This is a genomic window from Exiguobacterium sp. HSB13 (assembly GCF_056764755.1).
Window position 1 is genome coordinate 81043 of sequence record NZ_JBUZOM010000002.1, and the last position, 15378, is coordinate 96420.

Sequence of the window (15378 nt, forward strand, 5' to 3'; positions counted from 1 at the left end):
GGTTAACCGCGTCCTGCTTGGAACGACGGATAAAGTGTCATCCCGCCGTCCGCAAAGAGTGTGATACCTGTGACATAACTAGCTTCGTCCGACGCAAGCCATGCGGCAACGGCTGAAATTTCCTCGGGTTTTCCGATATTGCCCATTGGAATCATGCTCTCGACTTCTTTTCGTTGTTCCGGATCTTCGAATTTTTCAGCGTTGATCGGCGTATTGATCGCACCAGGTCCAATCGCATTGACCCGAATGCCTTTTGGTGCATATTCCATCGCAAGGGTTTGTGTCATCAATTTGACGCCACCTTTACTTGCAGCGTAGTGGACGAACGTTGGCCATGGAATGATTTCATGAACACTCGACATGTTGATGATGCTACCTTTGACATCGTGTTCGACGAAGTACTTCAGTGCTTCACGCGCACCGAGGAATGCTCCTGTCAAGTTGACGTCGATGACTTTTTGCCAGTCTTCGAGTGACATCTCATGAGATGCTGATGGCATCTCGATTCCCGCGTTATTGACGAAAACATCCAACTGACCAAAGTGAGCGACAGTCTCTTTGACGAGATTGATCATGTCGTCTTCTTTTGAGACATCACCTTGAATTGTGATGGCTTCGCCGCCTTTATCTTGAATCGATTTCGCAATGTTTTTTGCTTCTTCCGGATGACTGCGATAGTTGATGACGACACGCATACCTTCCTCTGCATAACGGCGAACGATGGCTTCACCGATTCCCATTGATCCACCTGTTACAATAGCTACTTTTCCCTTTAAACTTTCATACATGATGCTTCACTCCTTCATTATTGTTTCGTAAATCCAATCATGATCCCGCCGGCAACGACTAAAATACAACCGATGATGACAAAGGTCATCTCTTTCTTTGTCTTCGTTTCTTTCAGTAAGAGGACACCGCCAATCGTTGAGATGACGACCCCTGTTTGGGAGAGGGAGAAGCTCGTCGCGACCCCGACTTTTGCCGTCGCAAATAGTAAAGCGACGTTCCCGACAGCCCACATGAGTCCACCAACCGTATTGCCGGCTGTTTTTTTCGTGAAGAGATCTCCTTCTCGTAAAGAAAGAAGAATCGCACTCACGACCATCCCGACAGCTTGTGGTAAGACTGCTTCCCAGCCATTGATATCGAACCAACGGGCAATGACGACGTAGCCGACATACCCGACAGTCGAGATGAGGAGGAGCGTCAGACCTTTTCCGATATTCTCATCTTCTTTACTCTTATCTTCCTTGTAAGACGTGAAAGCTGCTCCGGCAATGATCAATACAAGGGCACTGATTCCGAGAATCAACGCAGTTGTCGTTGACCACTCTCCGAAAGCGAGAACACCGAACAATGATGTTCCGACGAGTTGCATTCCTGTTGAGATTGGCATCGTCTTTGAGACACCCATCTGACGAAAGGCAGCAAACTGATTTTTTTGACCAAGCGCCCAGAAGGCACCAGAAAAGAATCCGGCGACCCAAGCAGTCGTCGACAGCTCTGGGCTGACAAAAAAGAAGGTGACGATCGCGAAAAGCAACGCACCCAGAGTCGTACCGATAATTTGTTGCGCCGTTGAACCTCCGATTTTCGAGACGACGAGCGGCAACGATCCCCACATCAATGCAGGAACGATGGCAATTAAAATATCAATCAAGTGTTTCACCTCTCCTTACTATTATCTCTCTACTTGAAGCTGTACCCCGCGAGACGCGAGGAAAAACCTCGAAGCGCGAAGAAGAGTTATTCTGAAATAAAAAAACGCTCACCGAAGTGAACGTTTCCTGATATTTCGTTTATCGGAACGGTTCGTCAGCAATCCGAACGATTTGTCGTCCGATCCGACGACCATTCCATAAAGCGATGACCGCAATCGTCAAGGAAATCCCCATGACATCGTACTGCGTAAAATAATAGCCGAGATAACTAAAAGGTAGGCTGATGATTCCGACGAGTGAACTCGTCCACTGCCGGATTTTGAGTGATTCGATGTTGGCGACGCGAGAGAACTTTTGTTGCTCCATGATCCGCCAACGCGTCGGTTCGCTGAGAGCGTCGTTGACAAGGCGCGGGAAGGCAAGCAATCGCGCACCGTAGGATCCGGCAATCTGTAGGTAACGGTTTTGGTTTTTCCCTTCGTCATCGAGCCAACGTCGAACCATTGGCTTGGCTAACTCGAGTAGATTGATTTGTGGTGAAAGAATCTGAAGGATCCCAAGAATCGTCGAGGCAGCACGACCGAAGAACGCGAACTCGGCAGGAAGCTGGATCGGTTCGTTTCGGACGAGCAATTCGATATCGGATAAGACCTTCTCAATCAGCTTCGTATCGACGTTTTCCATATCACTCTCGAGATAAAACGTGACCGCTTTTTCAATCGCTTGTCGGATGTTTTGCTTATTCGCATTCGGCAACAGGAATCGTAAATCTTCTAAACCATCGACGATCGCATCGTAATCCAAGGTGACGAAAGATTGGAGGATTCGTTGAATCGCCCGCATGTCATCAGGCGTCGTCGCTCCAATCATTCCGAAATCTAGCAAGACAATTTTGCCATCAGACTGAACGAGGACGTTACCTGGGTGTGGATCGGCGTGGAATTTCCCGCCGAACAATAATTGCTCCCCAGCGTTTAAGAATAAATTACGCGCTAGTTCGTCACGGTCAATCTGATGTTCTGCTAAATAATCAAGATCGGTGATACGTGTCCCGTCAATCCATTCCATGACGAGCACCCGATTCGTACAATGTTCTTCATAATAACTCGGAATATAGATGACAGGATTCGTCTCATACATCTTTTTAAAGTAGAGACCGTTTTTTAATTCAGTTCGGTAATTCAATTCATCACCAATGACGAAAACCATTTGGCGGTACAGACTTTGTAGATCAGTCGATTTGTTTAATGAAGTCCGACGTAACATGGCGATGACGATGCGCATGGCACGGAAATCGGTCTTGATGATTTGTTCGATATTCGGTCGCTGGACTTTAATCGCGACTTTTTTACCGTTTGATTTTAAGGTTCCGCTGTACACCTCACCAATCGAGGCAGAAGCGACAGGACGGGGACTGATGTCCGAGATGATCTCTTCAATCGGCATGCCCCAATCTTCTTCAATGATCTTTCGTGACTCTCCAAGTTTACTTGAAGGTACTTTATCGACCAGTTCGGTCAGTTCCATCAAGACGGATGGTGGAAACAGATCGGCTCGAATCGATAAGAACTGACCGAGCTTGATCAGTAATCCTTCTAGCCGTAATGCTTTTTTCTTATAGTCACGCGCAATCCGGATCATGATGCGCTCAAACTCTTCGTTGTTCGTACCTGGCCGGTTTTTCCGGGTGAATCGATAGATCGTAAAAATGTAACGTGCGAACATCGTCACGATGACGACGATGCGATAAAGCGCCCAACGTTTCATACGGTCACCTAGCTTCCTGTACAGTTTGTTTCAGTATAGGTTACTTTACCTAAAAACGTCACTCGCAAACGGTCGAAACGGTGACAGAAAATTAATGCTTTACGGAAACTAAAAAGAGAGTATAGTAAGTATTGGAATTTCTTTGTAGAAAGGTGAAATGTGCGCATGTCCTGGGACTTATTGAATATCATCGGCACGGTCGCTTTTGCGATGAGTGGTGCGATTGTTGCGATGGAAGAAAAATATGATTTATTCGGTGTCTGGTTACTTGCTTTGATCACAGCATTCGGCGGTGGTGCCATTCGTAATTTACTGATTGGTGTACCGGTATCCGCTCTTTGGTCGCAAGGTGGTCTCTTCTTAGTCGCAATTCTCGTTGCGTTGTTGATCTTCATGTTACCCCAGTTGTTTTTGCCGCACTGGACACGTTGGGGCGTACTCGCGGATGCGCTTGGGTTGTCGGCGTTTGCGATTCAAGGTGCTTTGATGGCGACAGCAAAAGGACTGCCACTGTCAGCGACGATTTCGGCTGCTGTTCTGACTGGTGTCGGTGGTGGAGTGATTCGTGATTTGCTGGCGGGTCGAAAACCGCTCGTCTTGCATAAAGAGATCTATGCGATGTGGGCCGTCATGGCAGCACTCGTGATTGATCGTTTCCAATTGACGAATCCTCTACATTTGTTCACATTGCTCGGACTCATCACTGTTTTACGTATGCTATCGTATTATTATGAATGGAATTTACCAGCACGTCGGTTAGGGGGAGAATAAGCATGAAAGTATTCATTATGATTGGTGCGATCTCGATGATGTTATCGGTCGCACTTGGGGCATTTGGTGCCCATGCCTTAAAAGATATGTTGACGGAACGGATGCTCGCGAACTGGCAGACAGGCGTTCTTTACCAGATGGTACACTCGCTCGGTATCCTAGCACTCGGGGGACTCTTATTAAAAGCATCGATCCCACAATGGTCATTAGCAGCATGGCTGATGCTCGCTGGAATCGTCTTCTTCTCCGGTAGTCTGTACGTCATGGCATTGACGAACGTAACAAAACTGGGTGCTATCACACCAATCGGTGGTGTCTTATTCATCGCAGCATGGATTTTTGTCGCAATTGGCGCCTATAAAGGATTATGATGATTGACCGTTTTTCTTCCGTCATGAAGAAAAACGGTCTTTTTTTGTATAAAAAACGCCTACTCGCGATGGAGTAGGCGTAGGTATCAAAACGAATTCATCGTTTTGTCGTTTGTGTTTTGTTTAGCTTCGATAATGCTTGCTCATAGCGATCCAGTACACGATCTGCAACCGGTTTCAGCTCTTTTGAAAGCACAGCGAATTGCAATTCACGCGATCGTGTTGATCGGTTCATAGCATTCCCCATGGTAATTCCTCCTTACGTAATCAACCTACTATTTTATAGCCTGTTTTGTAGCCTGTTTTGTAGCCGCAAGGAGTATATTCCCATGAGATATTTCAATCAAACGTCATTCAACACATTAAAGTGCAAAATGAGTATTTAATTGTTCACTTTCAAGACGGTTGCCGATGAAGAACTCACCAAACTCACCGTACTTCGCGCTGACTTCATCAAACCGCATTTCGTAGACGATTTTCTTAAACTGAAGAATGTCGTCTGAGAAGAGTGTAACGCCCCATTCCCAATCGTCGAATCCTGTTGATCCACCGATGATTTGCTGAATCTTCCCAGCGTAACTCCGACCGATCATCCCGTGACGATACATGAGCTCTTTACGTTTCTCCATCGAGAGCGTGTACCAGTTGTCGCCATCGCGACGTGATTTGCTCATCGGGTAGAAGCAGATATGCTTCGCTTGCGGCAAGATTGGATAGAGACGATCACGCACGTAAGGATTCTCGTATGGGTTTCCTTCGCCTGAACCACGGTACGTACCGAGTTCGACGACAGAGACGTAAGAATACGTCGGGATTAGGTAATCGTATAGATCAAGTTTCTGCATTTTAACTTCGACGTCTTGGATTTGTTCCATCGTTGGACGAAGGACCATCAAGACGAGATCAGCTTTTTGACCAATGATCGTATAGAGTGCATGGCTTCCGTCTTTTGCTGCTTCGACAGCAGAAAGCTCCGAGAGGAAGGCTTGGAACTCTTCAATCATGCGCGCGCGGTCTGTCGCGTCGATTTGTTTCAAGCGTGACCAATCGATCCGGCGGAAATCATGTAATGTATACCAGCCGTCGAGTGTTTCAGCGGCTTGTTGCGTAGCAGTCGGTTCAGATGTTTGATGTTGCATGGGATGACCTCCTGAGTCTGAAATAAGTTGTCTTTTTCCATATCCTATCTTATCACATTCTATGGATGGGCTTCGCCCGAAAAGGTCTTTGTCCATGAAGTCGTAACACATGAAAAAAGCAGAGAGTGGGTAAAAGGGGAAGGGGAGATTATTTTGCTTGGAAATAGTCTCTGTACCATTCTTGAAAATGACTGTAATAGTCGATGAATATGGCTTCAGTGCTTTTGTTAGATAACTTTTTTGCAAATTGTTTTAACAACGATTGAGAACTGTGTATAATAAACGATGGAAAAGAAAATCGATCAAATCGACGACGTCGTGTTTACCTAAAAAGGAGAGAAACTCATGCAATTATTCGATATGTTAGAACAAAAGATTAAAGCGCACCAACCGAAAATCGTCTTCCCAGAAGGAATTGACGCGCGTGTTCTTGGCGCAGCTGTCCGTTTGAAGAAAGACGGTCTCGTCACACCGGTCGTCATCGGACCACGTGTACAAATCGAAGAAACAGCAACAGCAAACGGAATCGATGTCACTGGACTTGATACGATTGATCCTGCTTCTTACGCTGGAATCGATGAGCTCGTCGCATCGTTCGTTGAGCGCCGTAAAGGGAAAGCAACTGAAGAGCAAGCACGTGCTGTCATCTTAAAAGACGTGAACACGTTCGGTACGATGCTCGTTCACACAGGACAAGCAGAAGGTCTTGTATCGGGAGCAATGCACGCAACAGGCGATACAGTTCGTCCAGCACTTCAAATCATCAAAATGCAAGAAGGCTATAAAAAAACATCAGGCGTCTTCATCATGGTACGTGACGAAGAGCAATACGTCTTTGCAGACTGCGCGATCAACATCGCACCGGATGCAAACGATCTAGCAGAGAACGCAATCGCATCTGCGAAAACAGCGAAAACATTCGGTATCGATCCGAAAGTGGCATTGCTCAGCTTCTCGACAAAAGGTTCAGCAAAATCACCAGAGACAGAGCGTGTCGTTGAAGCAACTCGTATTGCTAAAGAACGTGCACCGGAGCTTGCAATCGATGGCGAACTTCAATTCGATGCTGCATTCGTTCCAAGCGTCGCGAAATCAAAAGCACCAGAATCAGATGTCGCAGGTCAAGCGAACGTCTTCATCTTCCCAAGTCTTGAAGCTGGAAACATTGGCTACAAAATCGCACAACGTCTTGGTGGATTCGAAGCAATTGGTCCGATCCTTCAAGGTTTGAACAAACCGGTCAACGATCTTTCACGCGGTTGTAACGAAGAAGATGTCTACAAACTCGCGATCATCACAGCAGCACAAGCGGTCGAAGAACGCCAAGCCTAAGCGCAGTGTGAAAAAGTCTTTACTTTTTCGCTAAACCCCGTACAATGGTACACATCACGAAAATCACGAAACGTAAACGTATAGCAACGCTCGTATAATAGTGGGAATTGGCCCACGAGTCTCTACCGGATCGCCGTAACGGTCCGACTACGGGTGGTGAGTTACTGCTCTCTTTTTTGGCGTACAGTGGCTGCCCCCGGGTAGCGGCTGTACGTTTTTTCGTTTTTACAGAGGAGAATGCATGTATGAAACGTCTACACGACATGATTAATCAAGAGGGAATTGTCTTATCGGATCAAGTATTGAAAGTGGATGCCTTTTTAAACCATCAGGTCGATCCGACCTTGATGTGGGAAATCGCCTATGAGTTCATGGACCGCTTCCAAGATGCTGGGATCACGCGGATTTTGACGATCGAAGCAGGTGGTATTGCCCCGGCAATGATGACGGCGCTCCGTTTAGGTGTACCAATGGTCTATGCCCGTAAGACGAAATCCGTCACCTTGAATGAAGGGACGATTTCAGCTGAAGTCTTCTCGTTTACGAAACAACAGACGAGTACGATTACGGTTGCAGAAAAATACCTGCAACCAGGTGAGCGTGTCTTGATCATTGACGATTTCCTCGCAAACGGGGAAGCGGCATTTGGTCTTGCTCGCCTCGTTGAACAGGCAGGTGCAGAAGTTGCCGGTTTTGGAATCGTTATTGAAAAGTCGTTCCAACCGGGACGTCAAAAACTGATCGACGCTGGATTCCGCGTCGAGTCACTCGCTCGCGTGGAGTCGTTGAAGGACGGAAAAGCGACGTTCGTCAATTCGGTGACCGTATGAGACTATCAAACTTCAAAGCCGCTAGTCTCGGACTTCAGCATGTGCTTGCGATGTACACCGGAGCAGCTGTTGTTCCGCTGATCGTCGGGAGTGCGATCGGATTGTCGGGAGAAGAACTCGCTTATTTAGTGGCGATTGATCTTTTCATGTGTGGCGTAGCGACCTTATTACAAGTACTCGTCACGAAATACACAGGTGTTGGTCTTCCTGTCGTGCTAGGTTGTACCTTCACGGCAGTCGGTCCGATGATCGCGATCGGTAGCCTTCAAGGTATTACGGCGATTTATGGTGCTTTGATTGCGAGTGGGCTGATCATTCTCGTCATCTCAGGCTGGTTTAGTAAGATTGCAGTCCTGTTTCCGCCAGTCGTCCTTGGTTCTGTCGTGACGATCATCGGCATTTCCTTGATTCCGGCTGCGATCAATGACATCGGAGGCGGACAGGGCGCGAAGGACTTTGGTGACGCGCGTTACCTTGGACTCGCCGGACTGACGATCGTCTTGATTTTAATCTTGAATCGTTACGGCACGGTTTTCTCAAAAGCAGCAGCTGTCTTGATTGCTGTGATGATCAGTACACTCGTTGCGTTCGGCATGGGAATGATCGACTTCAGTCCGGTGGCAGAAGCGTCGTGGTTCCAAATGGTGACACCGTTTTACTTCGGTGTACCGACATTTAATGCGACAGCGATCTTGACGATGACGCTCGTGGGTCTCGTCTCGATGGTCGAATCGACAGGTGTATTCTTGACGCTCGGTGAGATCACGGATCGTCGCTTGACGGATAAGGATCTAGCGCGTGGCTACCGGGCAGAAGGGGTTGCAACGATCGTTGGCGGTATCTTCAATAGTTTCCCGTATACGACCTACAGCCAAAACGTCGGTCTAGTTCAGTTGACTGGCGTGAAGACACGTAAAGTCATCTTATTTGCGGGCGGATTTTTAATCTTGCTCGGCTTCTTACCAAAAGTGGCGACGTTTACGACGTTGATTCCAAAACCCGTCCTGGGTGGGGCAATGTTGATCATGTTCGGAACAGTCGCAGCGAGCGGGATTCGCATTCTGTCCCGGGTCGATTTTTCAAAGAACGAACACGTCATCACGGTGGCACTCGCGCTCGGAATTGGTTTAGGAATCAGCATGAATCCGGAGATCGTAGCCGGTCTCCCGTCACAAATCCGTGTCTTGACCGATAGCCCAATCGTCGCGGGATCGCTGACGGCATTATTACTGAATGGCATCTTCCGATTGACCGGGAAGTCCGAGACAGCAGATGTACCACTTGCTAAAGTTGATTAACAATTGTAACTTTCCGAAAGGAGCCATCCTGTATACTATTTAGTAGCAGATGGTTCCTTTTTTTTATATTGCTATTGTAATCAGAATATTCCGAGTATGTGGATTTGGTGAGAAATATTGGATGAAAACGTTTACAAAATCGACACATCTTCTTTATACTGACAACGTAGCGGTACGGGGAACTGCTAAGAAACAAACAGAGACGGGAAGGACGTCGTAAAAATGAAACAACAGACAGAGTTGAATCGGGGACTGGAAGAACGTCATATTACACTAATGTCGCTGGGGGCGGCAATCGGTGTCGGACTCTTCCTCGGGTCAGCGAAAGCGATCCAACTGGCAGGTCCAGGGATCTTACTTGGTTATCTGATCGGTGGTATTATCATCTTCATCATCATGCGAGCACTTGGGGAGCTTGCGGTGCGGGAGCCGGTAGCTGGTAGTTTTGCGGAGTATGCCCGGAAGTATGTCAGTCCATTAGCTGGTTTTTTAACAGGTTGGAATTATTGGTTACTCTGGATTTTTACGTGTATGGCGGAAATCACAGCAGTCGGTATTTACATGAAAGTATGGTTCCCGGATTCCCAGGGCTGGGTATGGGCACTAGCAGCACTTGTCTTGATGACGAGCATCAACTTCATTGCTGTTAAATTTTATGGTGAATTCGAATTTTGGTTTGCGTTGATTAAAATCGTCGCGATCGTCGCCATGATCATCCTAGGGACCTTGACGATCGTCATTGGTCTTGGAAACGGTGGCACACCGGTTGGGATTTCGAACCTGTGGTCACATGGTGGATTCTTACCGAACGGATTCGGTGGAGTACTCCTTGCCATGCAGATGGTCATGTTTGCGTTCTTAGGAATTGAAGTGATTGGGGTCACAGCAGGGGAAGCGAAGAACCCGAAAAAAACGATTCGAAAAGCCGTCAATAACGTCTTCCTTCGGATCTTAGTATTCTACATCGGAGCGCTCTTCGTCATTTTATCAATTTATCCGTGGGATCAAGTTGGTGCGAACAACAGTAGTCCGTTCGTATTATTATTTGATTCACTTGGTATTCCGGCAGCAGCCGGCATCATCAACTTTGTTGTCTTAACGGCAGCACTCTCGTCATGTAACTCGGGTATCTTCTCGACAGCCCGGATGATGATGAACTTATCCGAGAACAGTGAAGCACCACGTCGCTTCTCGAAAATCTCGAAAAACGGTGTTCCAGCACTGGCGACGATTCTTTCAGGTGTCGCCTTGCTAGTTGGTGTCGCCTTGAACTACTTCTTACCGGAAGATGTTTTTGCAATCGTAACGAGTATCGCGACGTTCGGAGCCGTCTGGACGTGGGCGATGATTCTGATCGCTCAGATGCGGGCACGGAAGGTACATGGTTCAGCAGAATTTGCTGTTCCGTTCTTCCCGGTCGCGAACTACATCGCACTTGCAGCACTTGCCGGTGTCATCGTCTTGATGGCATTTGATGCAAGTACGCGCATCGCTTTGGTCGTTGGACCACTGTGGTACGCAATTCTGATTGCTGTCTATTATGCACGGGGAATGCATAAGGAGACACGTCAGTCGATTCGGAAAGCATCAGGAGAATAAGGAAACGGGCGGATCCGGAAACGGGTCCGCTTTTTCATCACTTCGTATCAAACGGTTTCGTTTTGTTTTAACGATAGATTTGCTACACTTACGACAGAACCATACAGGAGGTCATACGAGATGAAAACGATTCATGTAGATGAGTTACAAGAGCGATTAGAAACAGGCGAGGCGCTACATGTCGTCGACGTACGTGAGCAGGATGAATACGATGCAGGACACATTCCGAACGTCCGCTTCCTTCCGATGTCTGAGATCGGCGAACGCTATACGGAGTTGCAAGAAGGTGAAACCTACTACTTGATCTGCAAAGCAGGCGGACGGAGCGAAAACGTTGGTCGTTTCCTCGAGCAGTACGGATATGATATCGTCAACGTCGAAGGCGGTATGATGAACTGGAAAGGCGATCAAGAAGCATAAGGGTAAGCGTTATCAAGGAAGACGACTCGAAATGAGTCGTCTTTTTTCATGTGAACGAGTACACGTTTATCGATTTTTCTATGAACATTTTTCGTTATTCTTCCGATAGAGAAGGTAGAATAGCGAGTCCTTGCACTCGAGAATGGAGTGACACATGGAACAAAAGATCAAACGAACGATGAGCATCAAACAAAAATTAATTCTGACATCGATTCTCTTATTAGTAATCCCGGCGCTCGTGATCGGATTTGTTGCCTACAATCAGGCGAAACAAACGATGACGGAGCAAATTCTGCAATCGGCACATGGTGGAGTCGATCGGATGAACGATGAGATCCAGAACATCATTGATCCGATGCGACGCGATGTCGCCTTTTTTGCGGACCGGATTGACGGCACGCTTTATCAAAAAGGAAAACCGAATGCGGCGTTAAAAGAAAAAATGACAGAATATCTCGACATGCATCCGCAAGCAGCGAACATTTATTTCGCGACGACGGAAGGGGATATGAACATTTTCCCGGAACAGGTCATGCCCGAGAATTATGACCCACGTGAACGCCCGTGGTATCAGTCAGCGGAAGCGGCAGGTGGAAAAGTCGTCATCACCGATCCGTACGTTGATGCTGCTTCGAACAAGATGATGGTGACATTGTCACAAACGACGGGTAACGGGAAAGGCGTCGTGGCGATTGATGTCGATGTCGACCGGATCGCGGAAATCGCGAAAAAGATTAAAATTGGTAAAGAAGGTTATGTGACGATTCTTGATTCGAATAAAAAGTTCGTTACGCACCCGACGTTAAAACCAGGTGAAAAGGCAACTGGGAACTGGGTTGCGCCACTCTACGATGACCCAGCCGGACAATTTTCATATGAATTCGAAAATGAAGGGAAACAGATGGACTTCATGACGAACGATTTAACGAAGTGGAAGGTTGCCGGAACACTGTACGATAATGAAATCACCGATGCGACGTCGAGTATTCTTTGGACAACGCTTGCTGTCATCGGCGGAATGTTACTCGTCGCAGCCGTCTTCATCTACTTCATCCTTCGCTCGATTCTTCGTCCACTCGGTCATTTGACACGTGGGGCAGAACGGATTCAATCTGGTGATTTGACAGAACCCGTCATCGTTGAGTCAAACGATGAAGTCGGACAGGTCGCACAAAGCTTTAACGTCATGGTCGACTCACTCCGCTCGATCATCATTAATCTCGATCAGTCGATCACACAAGTGGCCGGTTCGTCGCAGGAATTAATGGCGAACTCTGCCCAGACGACGTCCGCATCGGAACAAATTGCGGGATCGATTCAACAGGTTGCAGCAGGGGCGGATCAATCGAAACGTCAACTCGATACGAATGCTGTTTCGCTTCAGTCAATTACAGCCGGCATCATGCGAATTGCTGAGAGCTCAACAGACGTTTCAGAGCTATCACGTTCAACGGCTACAGAAGCTGAGAACGGAACAGTCGCTGTACTGCAGAACGTCCAGCAGATGAAAGAAATCGATGCCTCCGTTCAAAACTTCGGTGGCGTCATCAGTTCACTCGCACATCGTTCGAATGAGATCGGAAAAATCGTCGATGTCATCAATAGCATTGCCGAACAAACGAACTTATTGGCCCTGAACGCGGCGATTGAAGCGGCACGCGCGGGCGAAAACGGAAAAGGCTTTGCCGTTGTCGCAAGCGAAGTACGAAAACTGGCAGAGCAGTCACAGGATTCAACGAAGCAGATTGCGCAACTGATTCAAAACATCAAGCAGGAGACGGATCAATCGGTTACGATGATGAAGGAAGTCTCGGGACAGACGAAAGCTGGTTTGACGACGACAGAAGCATCGGCAGAGCGATTCCAGAAGATTCTCGAACGGACGCAAGAGATGACACCACGAATCGAAGACGTGACGGCAACTGTCGAGGAAATCGCAGCGAACGTTCAAGAAGTGTCAGCATCGGCGACAGAAATCGCTCATATCGCGCAAGAGAATTCGTCGGCGTCGAAACAAGTCGCAGCGACGACGGAAGAACAGTTGAGTGCGATGGAAGAAATTTCGCAATCCGCTAAAGCATTATCCGATATGGCAGAAGAGCTACAGGTACTCGTTGCTCGTTTCCGTGTTTAAGCCATCGATTATACAAAGCAAGGAAGCTAGTCTTCCTTGCTTTTTTTCGTCTGTCACTATTCTGTGACGAACTGAACAAATAGCTTGGAATCCTTGTGAATCCGGGCTTGAGACGGGGTTAAAACGGGAAAATAATAAGTATCTAACACTTCGAAGGAGGTGGGTACGGTGAAGCAGTTACGCAAGATACGTGAGTGGCAGGATGCGGGTCTGTTGGATGAATCAACCGTCGAACGAATCATGACCTACGAAAAGCAACATTCAACGAAACAACGCCTCCCGCTCTTGTTGATTGTAGGGGGTACGTTCGTCGTATTGGCTGTGTTCAGCTTTTTAGCTGCCAACTGGCAAGCGATGCCGGTCGGCTGGAAAATCGGACTTGTCGTAGCACTTATGTGGAGCTGTTACGTCATGGCGGATCTTTCGGAACGTCGGAGTATGTTGCATCCGATTGTCTTCCGAATCGGTGGAATCCTAGCGTTTGGCGCCTCGATTCTCGTTGTTGTCCAAAGTTTTCACTTGCCGATGGGAGGATCACTGCTCAGCTGGTGTATGTTTGTCGTCGCATTAGTGCATTATGTGCTTTGGCGTCATGAAGCATACGGTGTCGTCGCCTTCCTTTCCGGATGGACGATCTTTACGAGTCTTGGTGGTTTTGGTCAGGAGCAGGCGAGTTATCTCGACTGGACGTCGTTCGGTCTGATGGTCGTGTTGTCGTTCAGTTGGTTTTACTTCAGTCAACGTCTGCCATCGCTTTTGTTTAGCTGGCTGTTTCTCTTCTTCAGTGGCCTCTCCTTGTTTCTCCTCGTATCGTATGACGGATTCCTGTGGCCGGTCTGGACGCTATTTTTACTCGTTCCCGTTCTCTGGCTTGTTCGTGAGGAGTCCAATCGTCGGATCGTTGAAATGGTCTATCTGGTCGTTGCTGCCATCAGTTCGATCGTCTATCTGTCTGTACGTGCGGAATCAAATGCCGCATTACCATCCATGACAGAAGCGATTTTGCTAGCTATCGTATCCATCGGGTTAGGCATTTTCTTCTATCAAAAACGTCGCTCCTTATTGTTTATCGTTCCGCTTGGATTCGTTGGAGTCCTGTGGCTTGATGAACAGGCCATTCTACTCGCTATCCTCGTTGAACTATCCGCGCTACTGTATCTGTTGTATCAAGAACGTCGTCATGCCGTCATCTGGCCAGCCTTTCTCTATTTCATTCTCGTTCAAATCGCGATATACGTCATCTATGCGTGGGATCGTTTGAACATGTCTTTGTTTTTCCTCATCGGTGCGCTCCTCATCTTCCTATTGTCCGGTGTCTTATGGTGGTTACGCCGTAGAGGAGGTGTGACGTCATGAAGCGCTATCTAATGCCTGTATTGCAGACGTGCGCCGTTGGTCTGTTGATCGTCAGCTTTTTTGCGACCTCCTGGTTCGGAACATCGTACCGTTTTCGGGCAGAGCCGTTTGATCCGTTTGATCCCGTTTACGGTGAATACGTGATGCTTCAGTATCCGGATTTAAAACCAGGTCCGACGATTCAAAATGGGCGTGTTTATGTCAGCTTCGAGACAGATGCTTCCGGTTATGCTCAAATCGACCGGATTTCGAATGAACGATTCTTCGGAAGTGTTGCTGGCGACTATTACGATCAATACGTGTCGATTCCACAGTTGACGCAGTATTATGTCGAACAGGGAAGCGGAAAACAATACGAGAAAGCTAAAGCACTAGAAGTCCGTGCGGATGTGTCACCATGGGGAACGATCCGGACGACGAATTTAAAAATTTCTGAATAAAAAAACCTTGCGTCAGGAATGAAACGGTTGTACTATTAATTTAAATTTTCAGACAACTAAATCTGCATGCGTAGACGGGAAGAGTAAAATGATCAGAAATCGATAGAGAGTCTCTGTTGCTGGAAATGAGACGATTTCGTCATTTGAAGATGGTCCCGGAGCAGTCGGAAGAACGTGAACGGTGTTCATCAGTAGAACCGACCGGTAGGACGGATACCGTTAGCATTCCATGGAGTCTCGTACTCCTAGAGGTGGCTGAA

Annotated in this window: 15 protein-coding genes and 1 riboswitch; of the genes, 10 read left to right on the forward strand and 5 right to left on the reverse strand. The window is 47.6% G+C overall.

Annotated features, from left to right (window positions below; translation table 11 throughout):
• Positions 1-2: 2 nt before the first annotated feature.
• The 3 genes from ACZGCQ_RS12215 to ACZGCQ_RS12225 all read right to left on the reverse strand — a co-directional run bounded on the left by ACZGCQ_RS12215 (position 3) and on the right by ACZGCQ_RS12225 (position 3428).
• A complete protein-coding gene (locus ACZGCQ_RS12215) occupies positions 3-788 on the reverse strand; it encodes a glucose 1-dehydrogenase (protein WP_058704599.1) in 786 nt (261 codons plus the stop codon).
• 17 nt (positions 789-805) lie between these two features.
• Positions 806-1657 (reverse strand): GRP family sugar transporter, encoded by an 852-nt coding sequence (locus ACZGCQ_RS12220; protein ID WP_174514744.1) that lies wholly within the window; start codon positions 1655-1657, stop codon positions 806-808.
• 142 nt (positions 1658-1799) lie between these two features.
• Positions 1800-3428 (reverse strand): ABC1 kinase family protein, encoded by a 1629-nt coding sequence (locus ACZGCQ_RS12225; protein WP_023466751.1) that lies wholly within the window; start codon positions 3426-3428, stop codon positions 1800-1802.
• 165 nt (positions 3429-3593) lie between these two features.
• Here ACZGCQ_RS12225 and ACZGCQ_RS12230 point away from each other — a divergent pair, with 165 nt between their 5' ends.
• On the forward strand, positions 3594-4199 hold the full coding sequence (locus tag ACZGCQ_RS12230; RefSeq protein WP_023466752.1) for a trimeric intracellular cation channel family protein: 606 nt from the start codon (positions 3594-3596) through the stop codon (positions 4197-4199).
• A 2-nt stretch (positions 4200-4201) separates the two neighbouring features.
• Positions 4202-4570, forward strand: coding sequence for a DUF423 domain-containing protein (locus tag ACZGCQ_RS12235; RefSeq protein WP_023466753.1), 369 nt, complete (start codon positions 4202-4204; stop codon positions 4568-4570).
• Positions 4571-4667: 97 nt separating this feature from the next.
• On the opposite strand, the gene ACZGCQ_RS12240 is transcribed toward ACZGCQ_RS12235, so the two are convergent.
• Together ACZGCQ_RS12240 and hemQ are read right to left on the reverse strand one after the other, a co-directional pair.
• The gene (locus tag ACZGCQ_RS12240; protein WP_023466754.1) at positions 4668-4817 is read right to left on the reverse strand and encodes a hypothetical protein; all 150 of its coding nucleotides are present in this window, start codon (positions 4815-4817) and stop codon (positions 4668-4670) included.
• A 115-nt stretch (positions 4818-4932) separates the two neighbouring features.
• Positions 4933-5709 carry a hydrogen peroxide-dependent heme synthase gene (gene hemQ, locus ACZGCQ_RS12245; protein ID WP_481266428.1) on the reverse strand — a complete coding sequence of 259 codons (777 nt, stop codon included), beginning with the start codon at positions 5707-5709 and terminating at the stop codon, positions 4933-4935.
• Between the two features lie 345 nt (positions 5710-6054).
• Here hemQ and pta point away from each other — a divergent pair, with 345 nt between their 5' ends.
• The 8 genes from pta (at position 6055) to ACZGCQ_RS12285 (ending at position 15118) form a co-directional block, all read left to right on the forward strand.
• Positions 6055-7041: a phosphate acetyltransferase gene (gene pta / locus ACZGCQ_RS12250; protein ID WP_029343181.1), complete on the forward strand. Its 987-nt coding sequence runs from the start codon at positions 6055-6057 to the stop codon at positions 7039-7041.
• Between the two features lie 70 nt (positions 7042-7111).
• Positions 7112-7211, forward strand: a riboswitch (purine riboswitch).
• 75 nt (positions 7212-7286) lie between these two features.
• Positions 7287-7871, forward strand: coding sequence for a xanthine phosphoribosyltransferase (locus ACZGCQ_RS12255; protein ID WP_481266429.1), 585 nt, complete (start codon positions 7287-7289; stop codon positions 7869-7871).
• Complete coding sequence (locus tag ACZGCQ_RS12260) at positions 7868-9169, forward strand: nucleobase:cation symporter-2 family protein (RefSeq protein ID WP_029343183.1); 1302 nt, start codon at positions 7868-7870, stop codon at positions 9167-9169. The genes ACZGCQ_RS12255 and ACZGCQ_RS12260 overlap by 4 nt, the downstream gene beginning before the upstream one ends.
• A gap of 222 nt (positions 9170-9391) precedes the next feature.
• A complete protein-coding gene (locus ACZGCQ_RS12265) occupies positions 9392-10768 on the forward strand; it encodes an amino acid permease (protein WP_481266430.1) in 1377 nt (458 codons plus the stop codon).
• Between the two features lie 120 nt (positions 10769-10888).
• On the forward strand, positions 10889-11188 hold the full coding sequence (locus ACZGCQ_RS12270; RefSeq protein WP_481266431.1) for a rhodanese-like domain-containing protein: 300 nt from the start codon (positions 10889-10891) through the stop codon (positions 11186-11188).
• Between the two features lie 154 nt (positions 11189-11342).
• Positions 11343-13322: a methyl-accepting chemotaxis protein gene (locus ACZGCQ_RS12275; protein ID WP_481266432.1), complete on the forward strand. Its 1980-nt coding sequence runs from the start codon at positions 11343-11345 to the stop codon at positions 13320-13322.
• A gap of 168 nt (positions 13323-13490) precedes the next feature.
• Positions 13491-14678 (forward strand): DUF2157 domain-containing protein, encoded by a 1188-nt coding sequence (locus tag ACZGCQ_RS12280; protein WP_481266433.1) that lies wholly within the window; start codon positions 13491-13493, stop codon positions 14676-14678.
• On the forward strand, positions 14675-15118 hold the full coding sequence (locus ACZGCQ_RS12285; RefSeq protein WP_481266434.1) for a GDYXXLXY domain-containing protein: 444 nt from the start codon (positions 14675-14677) through the stop codon (positions 15116-15118). The genes ACZGCQ_RS12280 and ACZGCQ_RS12285 overlap by 4 nt, the downstream gene beginning before the upstream one ends.
• The last annotated feature ends 260 nt before the right edge of the window (positions 15119-15378 follow it).